The sequence below is a fragment of the Frankia sp. CgJB1 genome, assembly GCF_977947065.1.
The window spans coordinates 20,564-35,899 of the sequence record NZ_CDWTNB010000019.1 but is presented as its reverse complement, the minus strand read 5'-3'; the positions used below and the strand labels follow the sequence as shown (position 1 = coordinate 35,899).

Genomic DNA, 15,336 nt, shown 5'->3' with positions numbered 1-15,336 from the left:
TTGAGGCCAATGGTGGCGCATGGGTGGCAGCGAGGTCGATACCTTCGAGCGGGAATTCGCTGCCTACCATGGGGCCAGCCACGCCCTCGCCGTAACCAACGGGACGCATGCGTTGGAGCTCGCGTTGCAGGTCCTGGGGGTCGGACCTGGCAGTGAGGTCATCGTGCCGGCGTTCACCTTCATCTCCTCCTCGCAGGCGGCCCAGCGCCTCGGCGCGGTGGCCGTGCCGGTCGACATCGACCCGGACACGTACTGCATCGAGGTCACCGCCGCGGCAGCTGCGGTGACCCCACGCACTCGGGCGATCATGCCGGTGCATATGGCGGGCCAGGTCTGCGACATGGACGCCCTGGCGAAGCTGTCCGCGGATGCCGGGGTCCCGCTGATCCAGGACGCGGCGCACGCGCACGGTGCGCAGTGGCAGGGTAAGAAGCTCGGTGAGCTGGGCTTGGTGGCGGCGTTCAGCTTCCAGAACGGCAAGCTCATGACCGCCGGTGAGGGCGGCGCCGTCACCTTCCCCGACGCCGAGCTGCACGAACTCGGCTTCCTGCGGCACAGTTGCGGGCGGCCACGCACGGACCGCCGGTACTTCCACCAGACCTCCGGGTCGAATTTCCGGCTCAACGAGTTCTCCGCCGCGGTCCTGCGTGCCCAGCTCGGCCGCCTGGCCGGCCAGATTGACACGCGTGAGGAGCGTTGGCCGGTGCTGGCGGGGGCGCTTGCCGACATCCCGGGCGTCGTCCCGCAGGGCCGCGACGACCGGTGTGACCGCAATCCGCACTACATGGCAATGTTCCGGTTGCCCGGGTTCAGTGAGGAGCGCCGCAACGCGTTCGTCGACGCCCTTGTGGACCGCGGGCTGCCCGCTTTCGCCGCGTTCCGGGCGATCTACCGGTCCAACGGCTTCTGGGAGACCGGCGCCCCGGACAAGGCGGTGGACGAGATCGCGAAGCACTGCCCGAACACCGAGGCAATCAGCGCGGACGGCATCTGGCTGCACCACCGGACGTTGCTCGGCACCGAAGAACAGATGCACCAGGTCGCGGCCATCGTGGCCGAGACCCTGGCCGAATTGTGAGCCGAGGCGAGACCGGGAACCCCACGCGGACTCCGCTGCGGATCGCCGTGGTGGGGCTGGGCTGGGCCGGCCGGTCGATCTGGCTTCCCCGGCTGCGAGAACACCCGGAGTTTGTTGTGGTCACGGCCGTCGATTCCGATTCCGAGGCTCGCCGGGCGGCGGCCGGGGCCGACCCGGGCTTGGCCGTGCTCGCCGACGTCGACGAGATCGACCGGACTCAGGTCGACCTTGCGGTCGTGGCGGTGCCCAACCACCGGCACGCCGACATCGCCGCCCGGCTGCTGAGCGCCGGTGTTCCGGTTTTCTTGGAGAAGCCGGTGTGCCTGAGCTCGGCCGAGGCCGACCGGCTCGCGGCGGCCGAGCGCGCGGGCGACGCCATCCTGCTCGCCGGGAGCGCCGCGCGGTACCGGGCGGACGTCAGCCGGCTCTACGAGCTCGCCGACGGGCTCGGTGCCATCCGGCACGTCGATCTCGCCTGGATCCGGGCGCGGGGCATTCCCGACGCCGGCGGCTGGTTCACCCGGCGGGACCTCTCCGGCGGCGGGGCCCTGGTCGACCTCGGCTGGCACCTGCTCGACACTCTACATCCCGCTGCTGGTCAGCGTCCGTTTCCAGCAAGTGGTCGGGACGATCTCGGATGACTTCGTCAGCGATGGCTCCTGGGCAGCCTCCTGGCGTCACGACGATGGCACCGGGCCGGCCGTCGGCATCGACGGTGACGTCGAGGACACCGCACGTGGCTTCCTGGTCACCGAGAACGGGGTCTCGGTGTCGTTGCGGGCGAGCTGGGCCTCGCACGAGGCCCGGGACGTCACCCTGATCAACGTCGAGGGCGCCGCGGGCACCGCGTCGCTGCGCTGCACGTTCGGTTTCGGCCCGAACCGGCAGGATCATTCGATCCTGACCCGCACCCGGGCCGGCGAGACCATGGCGGTGCCTGTGCCCGCCGAACCGATCGGGACGGAGTACCGCCGTCAGCTCGACGAACTGCCCGGGCTGCTGGCGGATCCCGCGTCCCGGGGGCGGGCGATCGAGGAGGTTCGCCCGACCATCGCCGCCATCGAGAGGTTCTACGAGTCCGCGCGCTCGCACCGGTCCGTCGCGCTGCTCGCGCACGCGACTCGCTGAGGCCACGCGGCCACCACCTGTGTCACACGACCTGCGTCACGAATATCGAACGGCACCCAACGCCGAGTCCGGGGGGCACGTGGGAACTGAGCTGAAACCCTGGTCTGCCATGACCACCACCGGGACCGGGGCAGCGTCCGGAGCGCGGAAACGTGCGGTCATCGTCGATCTCGACGGGGTGCTGGTCGACAGCTTCGGAGTGATGCGACAGGCGTTCACGATCGCCTACGCCGAGGTCGTGGGTCCCGGCGAGCCCCCGTTCGAAGAGTACAACCGGCACCTGGGACGGTACTTCCCGGACATCATGCGGATTATGAATCTGCCGCTGGAGATGGAGGAGCCGTTCGTCCGCGAGAGCTATCGGCTGGCCCACCAGGTGGTGCTTTTCGAAGGGATCGCCGCGCTGCTGCGGACCCTGCACGAGCGCGGCCTCGGGCTCGCGGTCGCCACCGGCAAGGCCGGTCCACGGGCCCGGCACCTGCTGGGTGAGCTCGACATTCTGCCGATCTTCAATTATGTCATCGGCTCTGATGAGATCGCCGGTCCCAAACCGGCGCCGGACATCGTGAACCGGGCACTCGAACTGTTGGGCGTGGCGCCGCGTGAGGCGATGATGATCGGGGACGCGGTCGCCGACCTGGAGAGCGCGCGTGCGGCCGGCGTGATGGCGGTGGCCGCGCTGTGGGGCGAGGCGGACGGCGCCGAGCTGGTCGCGGCCGAGCCGGACGCGGTGCTGCGCCGGCCCGCGGAGTTGCTGTCCCTTCTCCGGCCGCACCCGGTCGAACCCGCCGGCACCGCCGGTGTCCCCGCGGCTCAGGCCGGCCGACCGATCCTCGCCGGCGACTGAGCCGCCAGGAGCGCTCCGAACAGGGAGGACAGGCCGCCCAGCAGCGCCGGGCGGATGGGCGCGGGCGGATGTCCCGGGCGGGCAAGGGCCTGGGCATGCTCGGCGACCGCCTGCGGAAATCCAGGCAGGCCGGCCGCGAACCCGCCGCCGACCACCGCCATCGCGGGATGCAGCAGTTCGGTCAGCCCGACGACGGCCGTGGCGATCGCCGCGGCGCTCTCGCCCACTGTCCGCACCGCCCAGGGGTCGGCCGCGAGCCAGGCTGCGCGCAGGTCCGCGAAGGTCACCTCCGCACCACGCCGCTGGGCGGCCCGGTGCAGGGTGGCCGGCCCGGATGCGGTTGCCTGCACACATCCGCGGTGGCCGCAGTCACAGCTGGGCCCGCCGGACGAGATGATCAGATGTCCGATCTCGCTGGAGCCGCGACCGGGCCCCGGGCAGGACCGGCCGCCGAGCACGATCCCGCCGCCGACGCCCGTCCCGACCCCCAGGTAGACCACGTTCTCACAGCCGGCCGCGTCCGCCTCCGCGAGCGCGGCCAGATCGCCGTCGTCGCCGCAGACCACGGTGGTGCCCGGCAGCAGATCCCGCAGCGCGGCGCCGAGGTCGAGCCCGGTCCAGGCCGGCCGGCCCGGCCATGTTGTGACCCGGCCGGCGGCGTTGATGGTTACGGGCATCGCCACGCCGACGGCGTCGACCCGACCGCCCCATCGGGCGGTCAGCGCGGCAACGTGTGCGGCGAGATCGTCGATGTCCTGGGTGGCGGTCGCCGACGGCGACCACTGGAAGGTTGTCTCCACCGGCCTGACGCGATCGTCCGGTCCGTCCGGTCCGTCCGGCCTGGCCGACCTGCTCGTCGCCTCCCGTCGGGTCCGCCCCGGCCTGTGCGGCCTCGATGCGCAGCGCGACCTTGGTGCCGCCCACGTCGATACCCAGACAGCCGGTTGGAGGTTGTGCACGCATGAGCCCTCGCAGATCGTCAGGCGGGTGCCGCCGGGACGAGATCGAAGAACGAGCGGTAGAAGCCGATCTGGTGGGCGAGCATGTGGATGCCCGGATGGGTCGGCAGGCCGAGTGCGGCCGCGGCCCGCAGCAGGCGGGTGTCGGGCGGTTTCATGATGATGTCCGCCACGACGCAGCCCGCCGCGAGCCCGTCCAGCGGGAAGGGGAGCGGATCGTCTGGACGCAGGCCGAGCGGCGTGGCGTTCACCGCGAGATCGACATCGTGCAGCAGGGGTGCCGCGACGCCGACGGCGCGGCCCGGCCAGTGCTCGTCGAGGCGGGCGAGCAGGCCGTCGCGCTTCTCCCGGTCCGGATCGTAGATCGACAGCCGCGTGCTGCCGGCGTCGAGCAGCGCGGCCGCGATGGCGCTGCCGGCGCCGCCCGCGCCCACTAGCGAGACCCGCGTTCCGGCCACCGGGCGTCCGGCGGCCGTCAGCCCCCGGACGAATCCCGCTCCGTCGAAGTTGTCGGCCTGCCAGCGCCCGGACGAGCCGCGGCGCAGTGCGTTGGCGCTCCCGCTGATCGCGGCCGCCGGACTGCGTTCGTCGGCGAGGGCGCAGGCGGCGACCTTGTGCGGAATCGTGATCAGGATGCCGTCCAGGTTCTCGATGCGCCGGAGTCCATCGAGTACGGCGGGGAAGTCCGCCGGCCGGGCGTGCACCGGTACGAGGACGGCGTCGAGCCCGAGTTCGTCGAACAGCGGATTAAGTAACGACGGCGCCTGTACCTGCTTGACGGGATCCCCGACGACGGCGAACAGGCGGGTGGTGCCCGTGATGGCACGCGGGGCCGGTGGCATGGGCGTCAGGCCAGCGGCCCGCGCGGCATGTCGCCGAGCGTCTTCATGACCAGATCTTCCGGAATGTCGCCCACCAGCTGTGGGCCGTCCGCGCCGTCGAGCACGAAGGTGAGGCCGGTGTTCGTCGACTTCTTGTCCAGACGCATCACGGCGACGAGCTCGGCGGCGTCCGCCTCAGTGGGCAGTGCCGTCGGCAGCCCGTACCCGCGGACCACGTCCAGGTGCTCGCGGACCCGATCGTCCCCGATCCGGCCGAGCTCCCCGGCGAGACGGCCGGCGAATACGGTGCCGATCGCCACCGCCTCACCGTGGCGCAGCGCGAAGTCGGTGGCGCGCTCCAGGGCATGCCCTAGGGTGTGGCCGTAGTTGAGGATGTGGCGCAGGCTCGAGTCCCGTTCGTCCCGGGCGACGACGGCGGCCTTGAGCGCCACGCTGGCGGCGATCTGCTCCGTCACCGGCAGACCGCGTAGGTCCCCGGTGCCGATGAAGTGGGCCCGCGCGATCTCGCCGTAGCCGTTGATCCACTTCCGCTGGGGCAGGGTCCGCAGGTAGTCGGTGTCGCAGAGGACGGCGCTGGGTTGCCAGTAGGCGCCGAGGAGGTTCTTGCCGGCGGGCAGGTTCACCGCCGTCTTCCCGCCGACGCTCGCGTCCACCTGGGCGAGCAGGGATGTCGGGAGGTGTACCACCGCCACGCCGCGGTGGTACAGCGCCGCAGCGAGCCCGACGACGTCCGTGGTGGTCCCTCCGCCGCAGGAGATGACGACGTCTGACCGGGTCAGCCCGAAAGCCGCGAACCGGCCGCAGAGCGCCTCGACGTTCGACAGGTTCTTGTCCGTCTCGCCGTCCCGTGCGGCCAGCCGCAGCACCGGCACGCCCGGGTCGGGGACCGCGTCCTGCGGCCGCGCCGAGACGATGACGGCCCGCCGGGCGCCGATCCGCGCGACGATGTCGGGCAGGATTCGGCGGACCCCGGGACCGATATCGATCGGATAGCTGCGTGAGCCGAGGTCCACCGAGACCCGTCGATGATCGGCGGTGATCCGCTCGATCGGGCTTGTCCGCTGCGCTGTGAGCATGCCCGTCAAGGTGTGCCTTCCGGATCCGCGGTCGCGTGCTAGCGCCTGCCTGGTGCGTTGCGGTGGTGCGTTGCAGTGGTGTGTTGCGGTGGTTCTGCACGGGCCGCCGCGGCAATTCTGCCGCGCCCGGGAGTCGCCCCCCTTCCGTCGGGTCGGGTGTGAGCCATCGCACCTCCTCCCGTTCGTCTTCGTCGCTCGCGCGCGCTGCCGACGCCCCGCGTGGGTCGCTGCCCCGCGTGGATCCGTGCCCTCGCGTGGATCCGTGCCCCGCGCGAATTGATGCATGGTGCACGCAGAGTAGGGTCGTGTGGTGGGTTCAGACGACGGCGCGAGGCTCGCGGCAGCGCTCGGACTTCTCCTCACCCGGCCGAATCGGACGCGTCTGTTCGGGGAGCTGCTCTCTTCGGCGGACGTCGGACTCGACGAGGCTGTCTACCCCGTGCTCAACGGTCTGGCCCGCACGGGCCCGACCACGGCGCGCAAGCTGAGCATGGAGATCGGCATCGACCGTTCGGTGGTGAGTCGGCACAGTGATCGTCTCGAGGCGCTCGGGTTGCTGCGCCGTTCGGCCGATCCCGATGACGCCCGCGCGGTCCGCCTGACGCTCACCGACGAGGGCCGGGCCGCCATCGATCGCTCTCGGCGTCGGCTGGCTGACGTCTTCCAGCGCATGCTCGACGACTGGCCCGCCGAGGACGCGCGCGCCTTCGTCGCCGGCATGGAGCGCTTTGTCGCGGAGGGCGCGCTCAAGCCCGCGGGGCGACCTGGATACGCCCGCGGAACATCGGGAGGCCCGCACCCACAGAGAGACCGCCCGGCTCGGGGGGTGCCGGGCGGCCTCGATTGATGATGACATTTGGATGGCCGCCGAGACAAGTCCGCGAGGACGGCAGGTTTCGGACAATAATCACCAACCGTCCCGTCCGGCGCCCTCGGGGATGAGTTCGATCAGTAGTCCGGAACCCGCGTCGAGATAGGCCTGTCGCGGGTTCCGCGCGTCCGGCCGGAGCTGCTCGACCAGGCATCCCGCGGCGACCGCCCGGTGCAGGCACGCCGGCAGGTCGTCGACCTCGTAGCCGATGGAGAACATTCCCTCGCCGCGTTGGTCGAGAATTTCCCGCCCTGTCCACGGCCGGTCGCCGGGTTCCAGCAACTCGACCAGGCTGCTGCCGAAGCGGCCGAACGCGATCCGGACGTTCTTGATCATGATCGGTCGATCGCGCCAGAGGGCGGGGCCGGAGACGACCCGCGACTCCCACGCGTCGACCCCGAGGGAGACGGCGTATCGTTCCCGGGCAGCATCGAGGTCCGCGACGAGGATGCCGAGATGGTGGAACGTCAGCTCGCCCAGCATCTTCTCGATGACCCGCGCCGCCAGCAGGGCGGAGGCCGGTGAATGGGGCGTGGTGCGGACGGACGGCGACGCCGGATCCGGCGTCGTCCGGATCCGGTCCTCCCGATTCTGGATGATTGTCTCCATCACCGCGGCTCCCTCCATGCCTCTGGCCCGGGCAGAGGGCGAGGACGTCGATCGTATCGTCGTCCTCCGGGCTGTTCTTGCCGTCCCGCGGGTACCATCGATTAGGACGATCCCGTCGCGGATGGACGCGGGACGGGATCGGCCTTTAGCGGCCCGGCCTTTAGAGGATTGCCGGAGTGGGCACCCCACCCGTGCGGGTGAGTAGATCGTCGAGGTCGTACCCGTACCAGCGGCGGAGCGGCTCGGGGGAACTCGTGCGCCCCCACTCGTACATGCGGCGCTGGGCTTCGAAGGAGCCGTCGTGCCAGCGGCGCAGCACATCGCCCAGCCGGAGCGGAGTGGGGAGGAAGTCGGCGCCGCCCAGCAGAGTGGCGAGCCGCTCGACGGCGGTGGCTGGGGCCAGCCGGCCGGCCTCGACCTCGTCCATCACGGCGTTGAGCGAGTCGAAGAAGGGCTGGAATTCCGGCAGGTCGGGGCAGAAGGTGCCCAGATGTGGCGCGTCGAGCAGGCGGTCGAACAGCGCCGGATCGCCCTTTTCCAGATAGCCGAAGTAGGTTCCGACAATCCGGGAGATGCCCATGTTCCAGCCGAGGAACCACACCTTCGACCACGCCCGCCACAGGTCGAAGTCGCGGAACGAGATGTAGGAGCCGTGTACGAGCTTGTCGTTGACGTCCAGGATCGTCTGGTTGAGCGTGTCGATGTGGCCGAAGCGTTCCGCCGAGAAGTCGTCGTCGGCGAGGGCCTCCATCAGAACTGGTGCGAGGGCGTAGATGACCTGCATGGTGTTGGCCATGCCACGGGAGAACAGCGCGTCGATCGCCCCGGCTGCGTGGGACATCATCGCCCAGCGGTCACCGACCGTCCGTGAGCTGGAGTACTGGGTGCGACCGGTGGAGATCAAGTCCCAGGCGGGCCGGGCACCGGCGAACTGGCGCGCGATACTGGGGAACCGCTCGAGATAAGCGTTCCATTCCTGCTCGGCGGGTACCGAGGGATCCCTGGGGAAGCGTCGCGAGTCAAGGTTGAGCCCGACGCTGCACAGTGGGTTGGTGGCCCGCTGGTGATTGTCGAACGGGATCACCCACAGCCACCCGCCGTCGAACAGATGGTGCAGGGTTCCCTGGTGCCACAGCGACGGCTGCCCGCTCGGGAGGGTCACCTCGTCGAAGGGGGTGACCCCCACCATGTGGGTGAACAGGGTGCGGGAGTTCGTCCGGAACCGGCAGGGGTCTTCTCGCAGGGCGAACTGGTTCGCCAACACGGAGTTGCGTCCTGAGGCGTCGACGACGTAGCGAACGCTGATCCGTTCGCCGGCCCTTGTCGTCAGCGTCGCGGCGTCGTCGGTGAAGTCGACTTTTTCCACCATCGTGCGTTGCCGCGGTTCAGCTCCGTAACGGACGGCCATATAGAAGAGGTAAGCATCGATGTCCTGGCGGTGCATGTGCATTTCCGGGCCGTTCGGAAACTCCGAGACGCTGCACTGAGTGACCTCTTCGGGGTTCTGGAGCGCACCCTCGCGGTGGTAGACGAATCCGAAGTTGCGCTTCACCCCGCAGGCCGAGGTGACGTGGGATCGGACGCCCTCGAAGCTGCTCACATGGCCGAGTTCGGGGACGTCGAACCGCTGGGCGAGCAACTTCAGCAGATAGGTCGTCTCACCGATGGTCGACTCCCCGAGCGCGAAACGCGGATGCGTGCCACTGTCAATCAGAACCACGCTGTGACCGTGTCGGGCGAGGATATTGGCCAGCGTCGAGCCGGCGATGCCGCTACCGAGGATGGCAACCGAATAGTCGTACCCGCTCATTGCGTGACTCCCTGGACGCCGCTATCCGAGGTGGCCGACTGCATCCGCCGTACTCTTTGAAGGATCACAATCAGCGCAACCAGTACACAACGACATACTGAACCATCTCTACGGCCTCCGGTCTCCGTAAGAGGTGCATCGATGCCGATGGGTAATCAAGTTTCCCGAATCGGAAGTTTGAGCTATATGCCGGAATTTATAATATTTGTACTATAATGTTCTGATGTCTAGGCCCGTCGGCGGGCCCGCCACATGCGAAGATGCGACGCGGGTCCCCGCCGCCGCCGAGCGAACCGTGAATCGCTTATTTCTCCGTTGTTTTAGCGTTAGATCGAGGTTTGGATCGGCCGTCCACTGATCGTGAGGGATCGTGCTCGCGGCCGACGAGGGCCACGGCGCGGTGGTCGCACGTCAGGCGAAGCTGTTCGACCTCGCAGCGGGACCGCGCTACGCGACGGCGTGGGGCGGGTGGTGCCGGGCCCAGCCGGTGACGAGCGTGCTCGCCAGCAGCAGCCCGCTGATTATCGGACCGGCGCTGAACTCCGTCGCGGTGGGTTCCAGCCCCGGCCAGGCGATCGCGAACAGGCTCAGCGAACAGGCCGCCCCGAATCCGGTCGCGGCCAGCCAGTGGCGGTGAACCACGGGCAGCCCGGCGAGTCCCGCCGCGCCGACGCCGTGCCCGAGCAGGGTCGCTGCCAGCAGCAGGCCGCCGATGCTCCAGACCGCCTCACCCGGTAACGAGTCGAGTAGCGTGGACTCCCCGTTCCACCGGTACCGTTCATCCGGGGTCCCCGTGGGTGCGCCGGGCCAGACGAGCAGGTGGACGAGCCCGTAGCAGAGCAGGGTCAGCGCGGCGGTGACCGAGCCCAGCCGTCTCACCGCGACGGCGACCGCCGGGGAGTCGTAGGGGCGGCCGAGGCTCACGGCGTCCGTCGGCCGGGCACGGTGGCGCGCGGGATGCCCATGGATTCGATCGTCATGACGTCGGCATCCTCGGCGATGTGCGGCTCGGTCGGGGCATCGGTGATCGTGGTCGCGCCGGCTTCGGTCGCGGCAGTCAGCACGGCGGCGGCGAGGACGGGATCGAGTTCCACCGGAACGGTCCGCAGATCGAGCAGGCAGCATCCCTGCTCGACCCGGCCCAACACGGAGGGCTCGCCCTGGCGCAGGGGGGCGGCGATGACTGCCTCCAGGGCCACCGCGGCGCTCGGCAGCTCCGGACCGAAGCCGCCGAACCCTCTGATCGTCAGACCGCCCGCGGGGCCCGTCGGGGCCATGCCGTCTTCGTCTTGTGCGCCCTCGCGCTGGTGGCTGCCCGATCGACGGAATGCGGCGTCGTTCGGCTGCGGCGACGATCCACCCCCGCCGTCGACGACCGCACGACTCGCTACAGCCGAGGCTGCGATGCCCGAACGCCGTAGCCACGCGGCGAGCGTCTCGGCCCGCGTCATCAGCCGTTCCGGTCGGGCGTGCAACGCCTGCCGGACAGGGGAGTCGGGGTGGCTGAGGGTGGCTTCCAGCGCGGCGAGCGTGAGCTTTCCGGCCCGCATTGCCCGGGCCATCGGATGCCGACGCATCCGGTCGATCAGGTCGGCACGTCCCAGCAGCAGGCCGCCCTGAGGACCGCCGAGCAGTTTATCCGCGCTGGTCGTGACCACGTCGACGCCGAAGCCGAGCCAGGTCGTGACATCGGGTTCATCGGCGAGGAGCGGCTCGGGGTGCAGCAGCCCGGAGCCGCAGTCACCGACGAGGGGGATCTCGAAGTCGGCGCAGAGCGCGGCAAGATCGTTGATCGCAGGGGTGTCAGTCAGCCCCACCACCTGATAGCTGGACGGATGCACGCGCAGCACGAGCCCGGTCTCCGGCCCGATCGCGTCGGCGTAGTCCCCGAGCGTCGTGCGGTTGGTGGTGCCGACCTCCCGCAGCCGAGCCCCGGTGCAGACCAGCAGTTCGGGCAGCCGGAACCCGTCCGCCGTCTCCACCAGCTCCCCGCGGCTCACCACGATCTCCCGCCGCCCGGCCAGCGCCGTCACCGCGAGGATCAGCCCTGCCGCGTTGTTGTTGACGATGTGCACGCCTGCCGCTGCGGGCACCGCGGCTGCCAACGCGGCCAGGGCGGTACGTCCTCGTCGTCCTCGCCGTCCGGTCCCGAGGTCAAGCTCGAGGTCGGTCGTGCCGGCTGCCAGGTCGAGGGCCGCGCGGGCGGCCGCGGACAGGGGAGCTCGGCCGAGCCCTCCGTGGAGCAGGACGCCGGTAGCGTTGATCACTGGGCGCAGCCCGGTGGTGACGCGAGCGAGCGTCATCGGTGCCGCTACCGGTGTCGTCGGGCTGTCCTGGGCCGGGGAAGCGAACAGACTTGTACGATCGATCACTCTTGGTGAAGCTAGTGCTCCTCCTCGCGGGATTCCGGACATGGCCGGGACGGCGGCGTGGCCTGTCGGGTGTCTGCCTCTGCGCGGTGCCTGCCTCGGCTGGGTGCCTGTCGGGTCGGTCCGCTGCCCTCACGGCTCTGGCCGTCCTTTCGATGATTAAAACGGCGCATGGCCGGGCCTCGGGCCTTCGGTCACCCGGACGGCCCCCCGCCCAGGTTGATCGTCGGCCAGGGTGGATCGTCGACGCTGAAGATGAGGGCGACGTCGGTGTCGGAGACGAAATCGACGAGTCGTGCCCCCGCTGGTAGCAGAGCCAGCGCGTGACGGAGCTCCGCGGCGCTCGATCCTTCCCCAGCGGAGATGATGTGCCGCGAGCGGACCCCGGAGGCGAGGTCGGCAGGCGGCGGTGCAGCACCGGGGGGCTGGGACGCGGAGCGCCCCACGGTGGCGAGCGCGGCGCTGGACAACAGGGCGGCGAGCCGATGCGCCTCGTCCGGCACGAGATGCGCGACGCAGAGAACGTTGAGCAGGGCCGACTGGGTGCGGAGAACGACGACTGGGGTTCTCCGCGGGACGCTGGGCTGCGTTCCCACGGTGATGACCGTGCCGTCGATCCGGCCGATGAAGGTGATGACGTCCGGGTGAGCGTCATCCGGGGTCCGGGGTGGGGTCCGGGGCGGGTCGATGTCCATGCGTAGACGCTCTCATCGGGCAGCTCGTCATCCCATCCCGCGCGGCGGGGAGCATGCGGGACGGACGGGCGGATGACGACGGGCGGATGACGACGGGCGGGGCGCGGACAGGCGTGCTGACGAGCGTGCGGTGAGAAGTCGCCCCCGGCGGGGGTCGGCCGCGTGTGGAAGTACCTAGGTCGGGGTACGGGGCCATGGTCGCGCTTGCCCAAAGGCGCGGCGCGACGCGGGAGGCAGCCCGGCCGGCTTCTCGTGGCGCTCACGCCGTCCGGTCGCAAGCGGAGCCATGGAGCCAAGCGTGCGGGTTGAGGTGACCGACCGTGATGCCATCGTCGTGTATCCGGCCGGCGACATCGACTATTCGTCCCTGGATCCCCTGCGCGAGGCACTGCTCGACGCACGGGTCGCCGGAGTCAAAGAGATCATCGTGGATCTGGAGCAGGTGAGCTTCCTCGACTCGCAGGGGTTGGCGGTCATCCTGTTCGCCCACCAGCGTCAGCGGTCGGCCGGTGGCCGCCTCGTGCTGCGTAACCTCAACGAGGATGCCTATCGCCTGCTGCATGTCACGAACCTGAGTGCCGTGATAGACGTCGATCACGGCGACTCCGCCCCCGCGCGCGGCTTGGCGACCCGTCAGGGCGCCTGAGCCACGGGGGCCTTCCGGCCTCTGAGCCACGGGGTCTTCCGGACCAGGCCGGATCAACCCGTGGACGGCCTCTCCCAGTGGTAGGAGACGTCGCGGACGTAGGTGATGAAGCCGAGTCCGGTGTACATCCGCACGGCGCGGACGTTGTCCTCGTCCACGTACAGCAGGACCGAGTCGAGCCCCTCGGCCTGCAGATGCCGCAGGCCGATCAGGGTGAGTGCCCGGCCGAGTCCCGCGCCGCCCGCGCCCGGGAGCACGCCCACCACGTAGACCTCGCCGATGGGCCCCGGCTGCGCGTTCCGTGGCGGCGTCTGGTCGGTCTCGTGCACCTTCGTCCAGTGGAAGCCGACGGGTGCGCCGTCGCGCTCGGCGAGGAAGAAGCCACGCGGGTCGAACCACGGCTCGGCCCGGCGCCGGGCCAGATCGTCCAGGGCCCACCGGCCCTGCTCCGGATGATCAGCGAAGGCGGCCGCGTTGACGGCCAGCCAGGCCTGGTCGTCCTGGTCGGGGACGAAGGTGCGGACCGTCACACCGGCCGGCAGCCGGGGGTCCGGCAGGGGCGTCCCGGTCGCCAGCGGTCGCCGAAGCTGGAGCAGCACCCTCGTGCGAGTGAACGTGAGCCGGGTAGCCAATGCCGCGGCGGCCGGCAGGTCGCCGTGGGCCCAGATGTCGAGGCGGGACGACGGCGCCGCGAGGGCCTCGGTCAGTCCGCTGACCAGGGCCGTGCCGACGCCGCGCCCGCGGTGGTCGGGATGGACGACCACCTCGGCCTGCCGCGCCTGGTCCACGCCGCCCAGATGGGCGTAGCCGATGATCCGCCGGGCGGGGGTGCGGCCCGGCATGGTCGACGTGTCCGCGGCGTCCTGGTCACCAGGGGCGTCCGGGATATTCGGGGCGCTCGTGTCCGCGGCGGCCGACACGGCCAGCAGGTGCCGGCCCGCGCCGATCCGCAATCCGGGCCGGAGGGCCAGCCGGACGTCCTCGGACACCGGCCCGGAGCCGTCCGCCCGCTCCGCGGCGGCGAGGAGGCTCACGATGTCGTCCACGTCCATGGCGCTCAGGGTCTGCTGCCAGCTCAGTGAGGTCACCGGACGACCGTATGACGCTGGGTGGCCTTCGACGGTGCGGTCGAGAACCCGGACGCGAGAACCCGGGCGCGAGGCCGAATCCTGGCTTCGGGAGCCGGGAGCCGGGAGCCGGGAGCCGGGAGCTGGGCCTCGCGCCGACGGTGCCGTCCTACTGACGGTGCCCGGGGTGCCGGGGTACCGGGATACCGGGTGCCACGCGGCGGACGGGTGTCCGCGGTGACGTCAGACCCGCTCGGGGGTCCGGGACTCGTCACGGCCGACCCGGCCGGCCTCCCCGGGGGTGTTCTCCGGCAGCGGCGCGATGGGCGGCGCGACGAACTTGTACCCGACGTGCCGAACAGTGCCGATCATCGCTTCGTGCTCGGGGCCGAGCTTCGCTCGCAGCCGCCGGACGTGGACGTCCACCGTGCGGGTGCCGCCGTAGTAGTCGTAACCCCAGACCTCCTGCAACAGCTGGGCGCGGGTGAAGACCCGGCCCGGGTGCTGCGCGAGGTACTTCAGCAGCTCGAACTCCTTGAAGGTGAGCTCGAGCGGCCGGCCCCGCAACTTGGCCGAGTATGTGGTCTCGTCGACCGACAGGTCGCCGGACCGGATGACACCGGCTTCGGCCGTGCCGCCGGCTGCGGCGACGCGGCCGATGGACAGCCGCAACCGGGCCTCGACCTCGGCGGGACCCGCGGAATCGAGGACGACGTCGTCGACTCCCCAGTCCGCGGACACCGCCGCCAGCCCACCCTCGGTCACCAGCGCCAGCAGCGGCGTGGTGAGCCCGGTGGTGCGTAACAGCCGGCACAGACCGCGGGCGATCACAAGCTCCCGGCGGCCATCCACCACGATCACATCCACCGGCGGGGCGTCCAGCAGCGCGCTCGCCTCGAGCGGGGCGACCCGTACGGTGTGGGTGAGAAGCCCAAGCGACGGAAACGACTCGGCGGACGGGCCAGGGGCGTTGGTGAGCAAAAGGACGACGCTCAAGACGACTCCTCCAGGTGGTGTGTGGTGAGGCAGCGTCGACCCGGTGAGTAACTCGATGCCCGGCGCTGGGCGTCTCACGACCGTCATGGGCATGAAACGAAGGCCGGTATGTGGGGAGGATAGCGGAGTGTCCTACTCGGCTCCTACCGTCTACGGGCCACTACCTACGGCGGATCGTGTACCTACGGCGGATCGTGAGATCCTGACCACGAGCCATGATCACTGGAGTGGTCGGGTGTCCGGTGCGTCACGCAATCTGGCTGTAGTGGTCACCCGTGGCTTCTCCTGTTCGACGTCACGCCTGGCGCTGCAAGCAGTGATGGTCGGATTACGTTCACATCCC

Annotated in this window: 15 protein-coding genes and 1 pseudogene; 6 read left to right on the top strand and 10 right to left on the bottom strand. The window is 70.4% G+C overall.

What is annotated here, in order from left to right; genetic code table 11:
- Positions 1–4: 4 nt before the first annotated feature.
- The 4 genes and pseudogenes from AC08OT_RS04290 to AC08OT_RS04275 form a co-directional block, all read left to right on the top strand.
- Positions 5–1,078, top strand: a pseudogene (locus tag AC08OT_RS04290) (DegT/DnrJ/EryC1/StrS family aminotransferase); the annotation flags it as partial.
- Positions 1,075–1,719, top strand: coding sequence for a Gfo/Idh/MocA family protein (locus AC08OT_RS04285; protein WP_476593414.1), 645 nt, complete (start codon positions 1,075–1,077; stop codon positions 1,717–1,719). The pseudogene AC08OT_RS04290 and the gene AC08OT_RS04285, both read left to right, overlap by 4 nt.
- Positions 1,697–2,206 carry a hypothetical protein gene (locus tag AC08OT_RS04280; RefSeq protein ID WP_476593413.1) on the top strand — a complete coding sequence of 170 codons (510 nt, stop codon included), beginning with the start codon at positions 1,697–1,699 and terminating at the stop codon, positions 2,204–2,206. Before AC08OT_RS04285 ends, AC08OT_RS04280 begins: the two co-directional genes overlap by 23 nt.
- A 109-nt stretch (positions 2,207–2,315) precedes the next feature.
- Complete coding sequence (locus AC08OT_RS04275) at positions 2,316–3,053, top strand: HAD-IA family hydrolase (protein ID WP_476593412.1); 738 nt, start codon at positions 2,316–2,318, stop codon at positions 3,051–3,053.
- Here AC08OT_RS04275 and AC08OT_RS04270 read toward each other — a convergent pair.
- The 3 genes from AC08OT_RS04270 to AC08OT_RS04260 all read right to left on the bottom strand — a co-directional run bounded on the left by AC08OT_RS04270 (position 3,020) and on the right by AC08OT_RS04260 (position 5,930).
- Positions 3,020–3,853 (bottom strand): ROK family protein, encoded by an 834-nt coding sequence (locus tag AC08OT_RS04270; protein ID WP_476593411.1) that lies wholly within the window; start codon positions 3,851–3,853, stop codon positions 3,020–3,022. The genes AC08OT_RS04275 and AC08OT_RS04270 overlap by 34 nt on opposite strands.
- A 179-nt stretch (positions 3,854–4,032) precedes the next feature.
- Positions 4,033–4,854, bottom strand: a complete 822-nt coding sequence (locus AC08OT_RS04265) for a shikimate dehydrogenase family protein (protein ID WP_476593410.1) — start codon at positions 4,852–4,854, stop codon at positions 4,033–4,035.
- Positions 4,855–4,859: 5 nt separating this feature from the next.
- On the bottom strand, positions 4,860–5,930 hold the full coding sequence (locus tag AC08OT_RS04260) for a 3-dehydroquinate synthase family protein (RefSeq protein ID WP_476593409.1): 1,071 nt from the start codon (positions 5,928–5,930) through the stop codon (positions 4,860–4,862).
- 310 nt (positions 5,931–6,240) lie between these two features.
- On the opposite strand from AC08OT_RS04260, the gene AC08OT_RS04255 reads away from it, so the two are divergent.
- The gene (locus tag AC08OT_RS04255; protein WP_476593408.1) at positions 6,241–6,777 is read left to right on the top strand and encodes a MarR family winged helix-turn-helix transcriptional regulator; all 537 of its coding nucleotides are present in this window, start codon (positions 6,241–6,243) and stop codon (positions 6,775–6,777) included.
- 60 nt (positions 6,778–6,837) lie between these two features.
- Here the strand turns inward: AC08OT_RS04255 and AC08OT_RS04250 are convergent, their stop codons facing one another.
- The 5 genes from AC08OT_RS04250 to AC08OT_RS04230 all read right to left on the bottom strand — a co-directional run bounded on the left by AC08OT_RS04250 (position 6,838) and on the right by AC08OT_RS04230 (position 12,284).
- Positions 6,838–7,410: a VOC family protein gene (locus AC08OT_RS04250; RefSeq protein ID WP_476593415.1), complete on the bottom strand. Its 573-nt coding sequence runs from the start codon at positions 7,408–7,410 to the stop codon at positions 6,838–6,840.
- A 160-nt stretch (positions 7,411–7,570) separates the two neighbouring features.
- Positions 7,571–9,220 carry an NAD(P)/FAD-dependent oxidoreductase gene (locus AC08OT_RS04245; protein WP_476593407.1) on the bottom strand — a complete coding sequence of 550 codons (1,650 nt, stop codon included), beginning with the start codon at positions 9,218–9,220 and terminating at the stop codon, positions 7,571–7,573.
- 447 nt (positions 9,221–9,667) lie between these two features.
- Entirely contained in the window at positions 9,668–10,144 is a 477-nt protein-coding gene (locus tag AC08OT_RS04240) for a hypothetical protein (protein WP_476593406.1), read from the bottom strand.
- Positions 10,141–11,523: an L-seryl-tRNA(Sec) selenium transferase gene (selA, locus tag AC08OT_RS04235; protein ID WP_476593405.1), complete on the bottom strand. Its 1,383-nt coding sequence runs from the start codon at positions 11,521–11,523 to the stop codon at positions 10,141–10,143. Before selA ends, AC08OT_RS04240 begins: the two co-directional genes overlap by 4 nt.
- Before the next feature lie 260 nt (positions 11,524–11,783).
- Positions 11,784–12,284 (bottom strand): hypothetical protein, encoded by a 501-nt coding sequence (locus tag AC08OT_RS04230; RefSeq protein WP_476595147.1) that lies wholly within the window; start codon positions 12,282–12,284, stop codon positions 11,784–11,786.
- 286 nt (positions 12,285–12,570) lie between these two features.
- Between AC08OT_RS04230 and AC08OT_RS04225 the strand changes: the two genes are divergently transcribed.
- Entirely contained in the window at positions 12,571–12,930 is a 360-nt protein-coding gene (locus AC08OT_RS04225; RefSeq protein WP_476592285.1) for an STAS domain-containing protein, read from the top strand.
- A 53-nt stretch (positions 12,931–12,983) separates the two neighbouring features.
- Here AC08OT_RS04225 and mshD read toward each other — a convergent pair whose 3' ends face one another.
- Positions 12,984–14,018 (bottom strand): mycothiol synthase, encoded by a 1,035-nt coding sequence (gene mshD, locus AC08OT_RS04220; RefSeq protein ID WP_476592284.1) that lies wholly within the window; start codon positions 14,016–14,018, stop codon positions 12,984–12,986.
- 222 nt (positions 14,019–14,240) lie between these two features.
- Entirely contained in the window at positions 14,241–14,993 is a 753-nt protein-coding gene (locus AC08OT_RS04215) for a response regulator transcription factor (RefSeq protein ID WP_476592283.1), read from the bottom strand.
- Between the last annotated feature and the right edge of the window lie 343 nt (positions 14,994–15,336).

Excerpts from the sequence above, each read along its gene's own strand:
- AC08OT_RS04275 (WP_476593412.1), top strand. The coding sequence starts at position 2,316 with ATGACCACCACCGGGACCGGGGCAGCGTCCGGAGCGCGGAAACGTGCG.
- AC08OT_RS04225 (WP_476592285.1), top strand. The coding sequence starts at position 12,571 with ATGGAGCCAAGCGTGCGGGTTGAGGTGACCGACCGTGATGCCATCGTC.
- AC08OT_RS04245 (WP_476593407.1), bottom strand. The coding sequence starts at position 9,220 with ATGAGCGGGTACGACTATTCGGTTGCCATCCTCGGTAGCGGCATCGCC.
- AC08OT_RS04260 (WP_476593409.1), bottom strand. The coding sequence starts at position 5,930 with ATGCTCACAGCGCAGCGGACAAGCCCGATCGAGCGGATCACCGCCGAT.
- AC08OT_RS04250 (WP_476593415.1), bottom strand. The coding sequence starts at position 7,410 with ATGGAGACAATCATCCAGAATCGGGAGGACCGGATCCGGACGACGCCG.
- AC08OT_RS04265 (WP_476593410.1), bottom strand. The coding sequence starts at position 4,854 with ATGCCACCGGCCCCGCGTGCCATCACGGGCACCACCCGCCTGTTCGCC.
- AC08OT_RS04230 (WP_476595147.1), bottom strand. The coding sequence starts at position 12,284 with ATGGACATCGACCCGCCCCGGACCCCACCCCGGACCCCGGATGACGCT.
- selA (WP_476593405.1), bottom strand. The coding sequence starts at position 11,523 with ATGACGCTCGCTCGCGTCACCACCGGGCTGCGCCCAGTGATCAACGCT.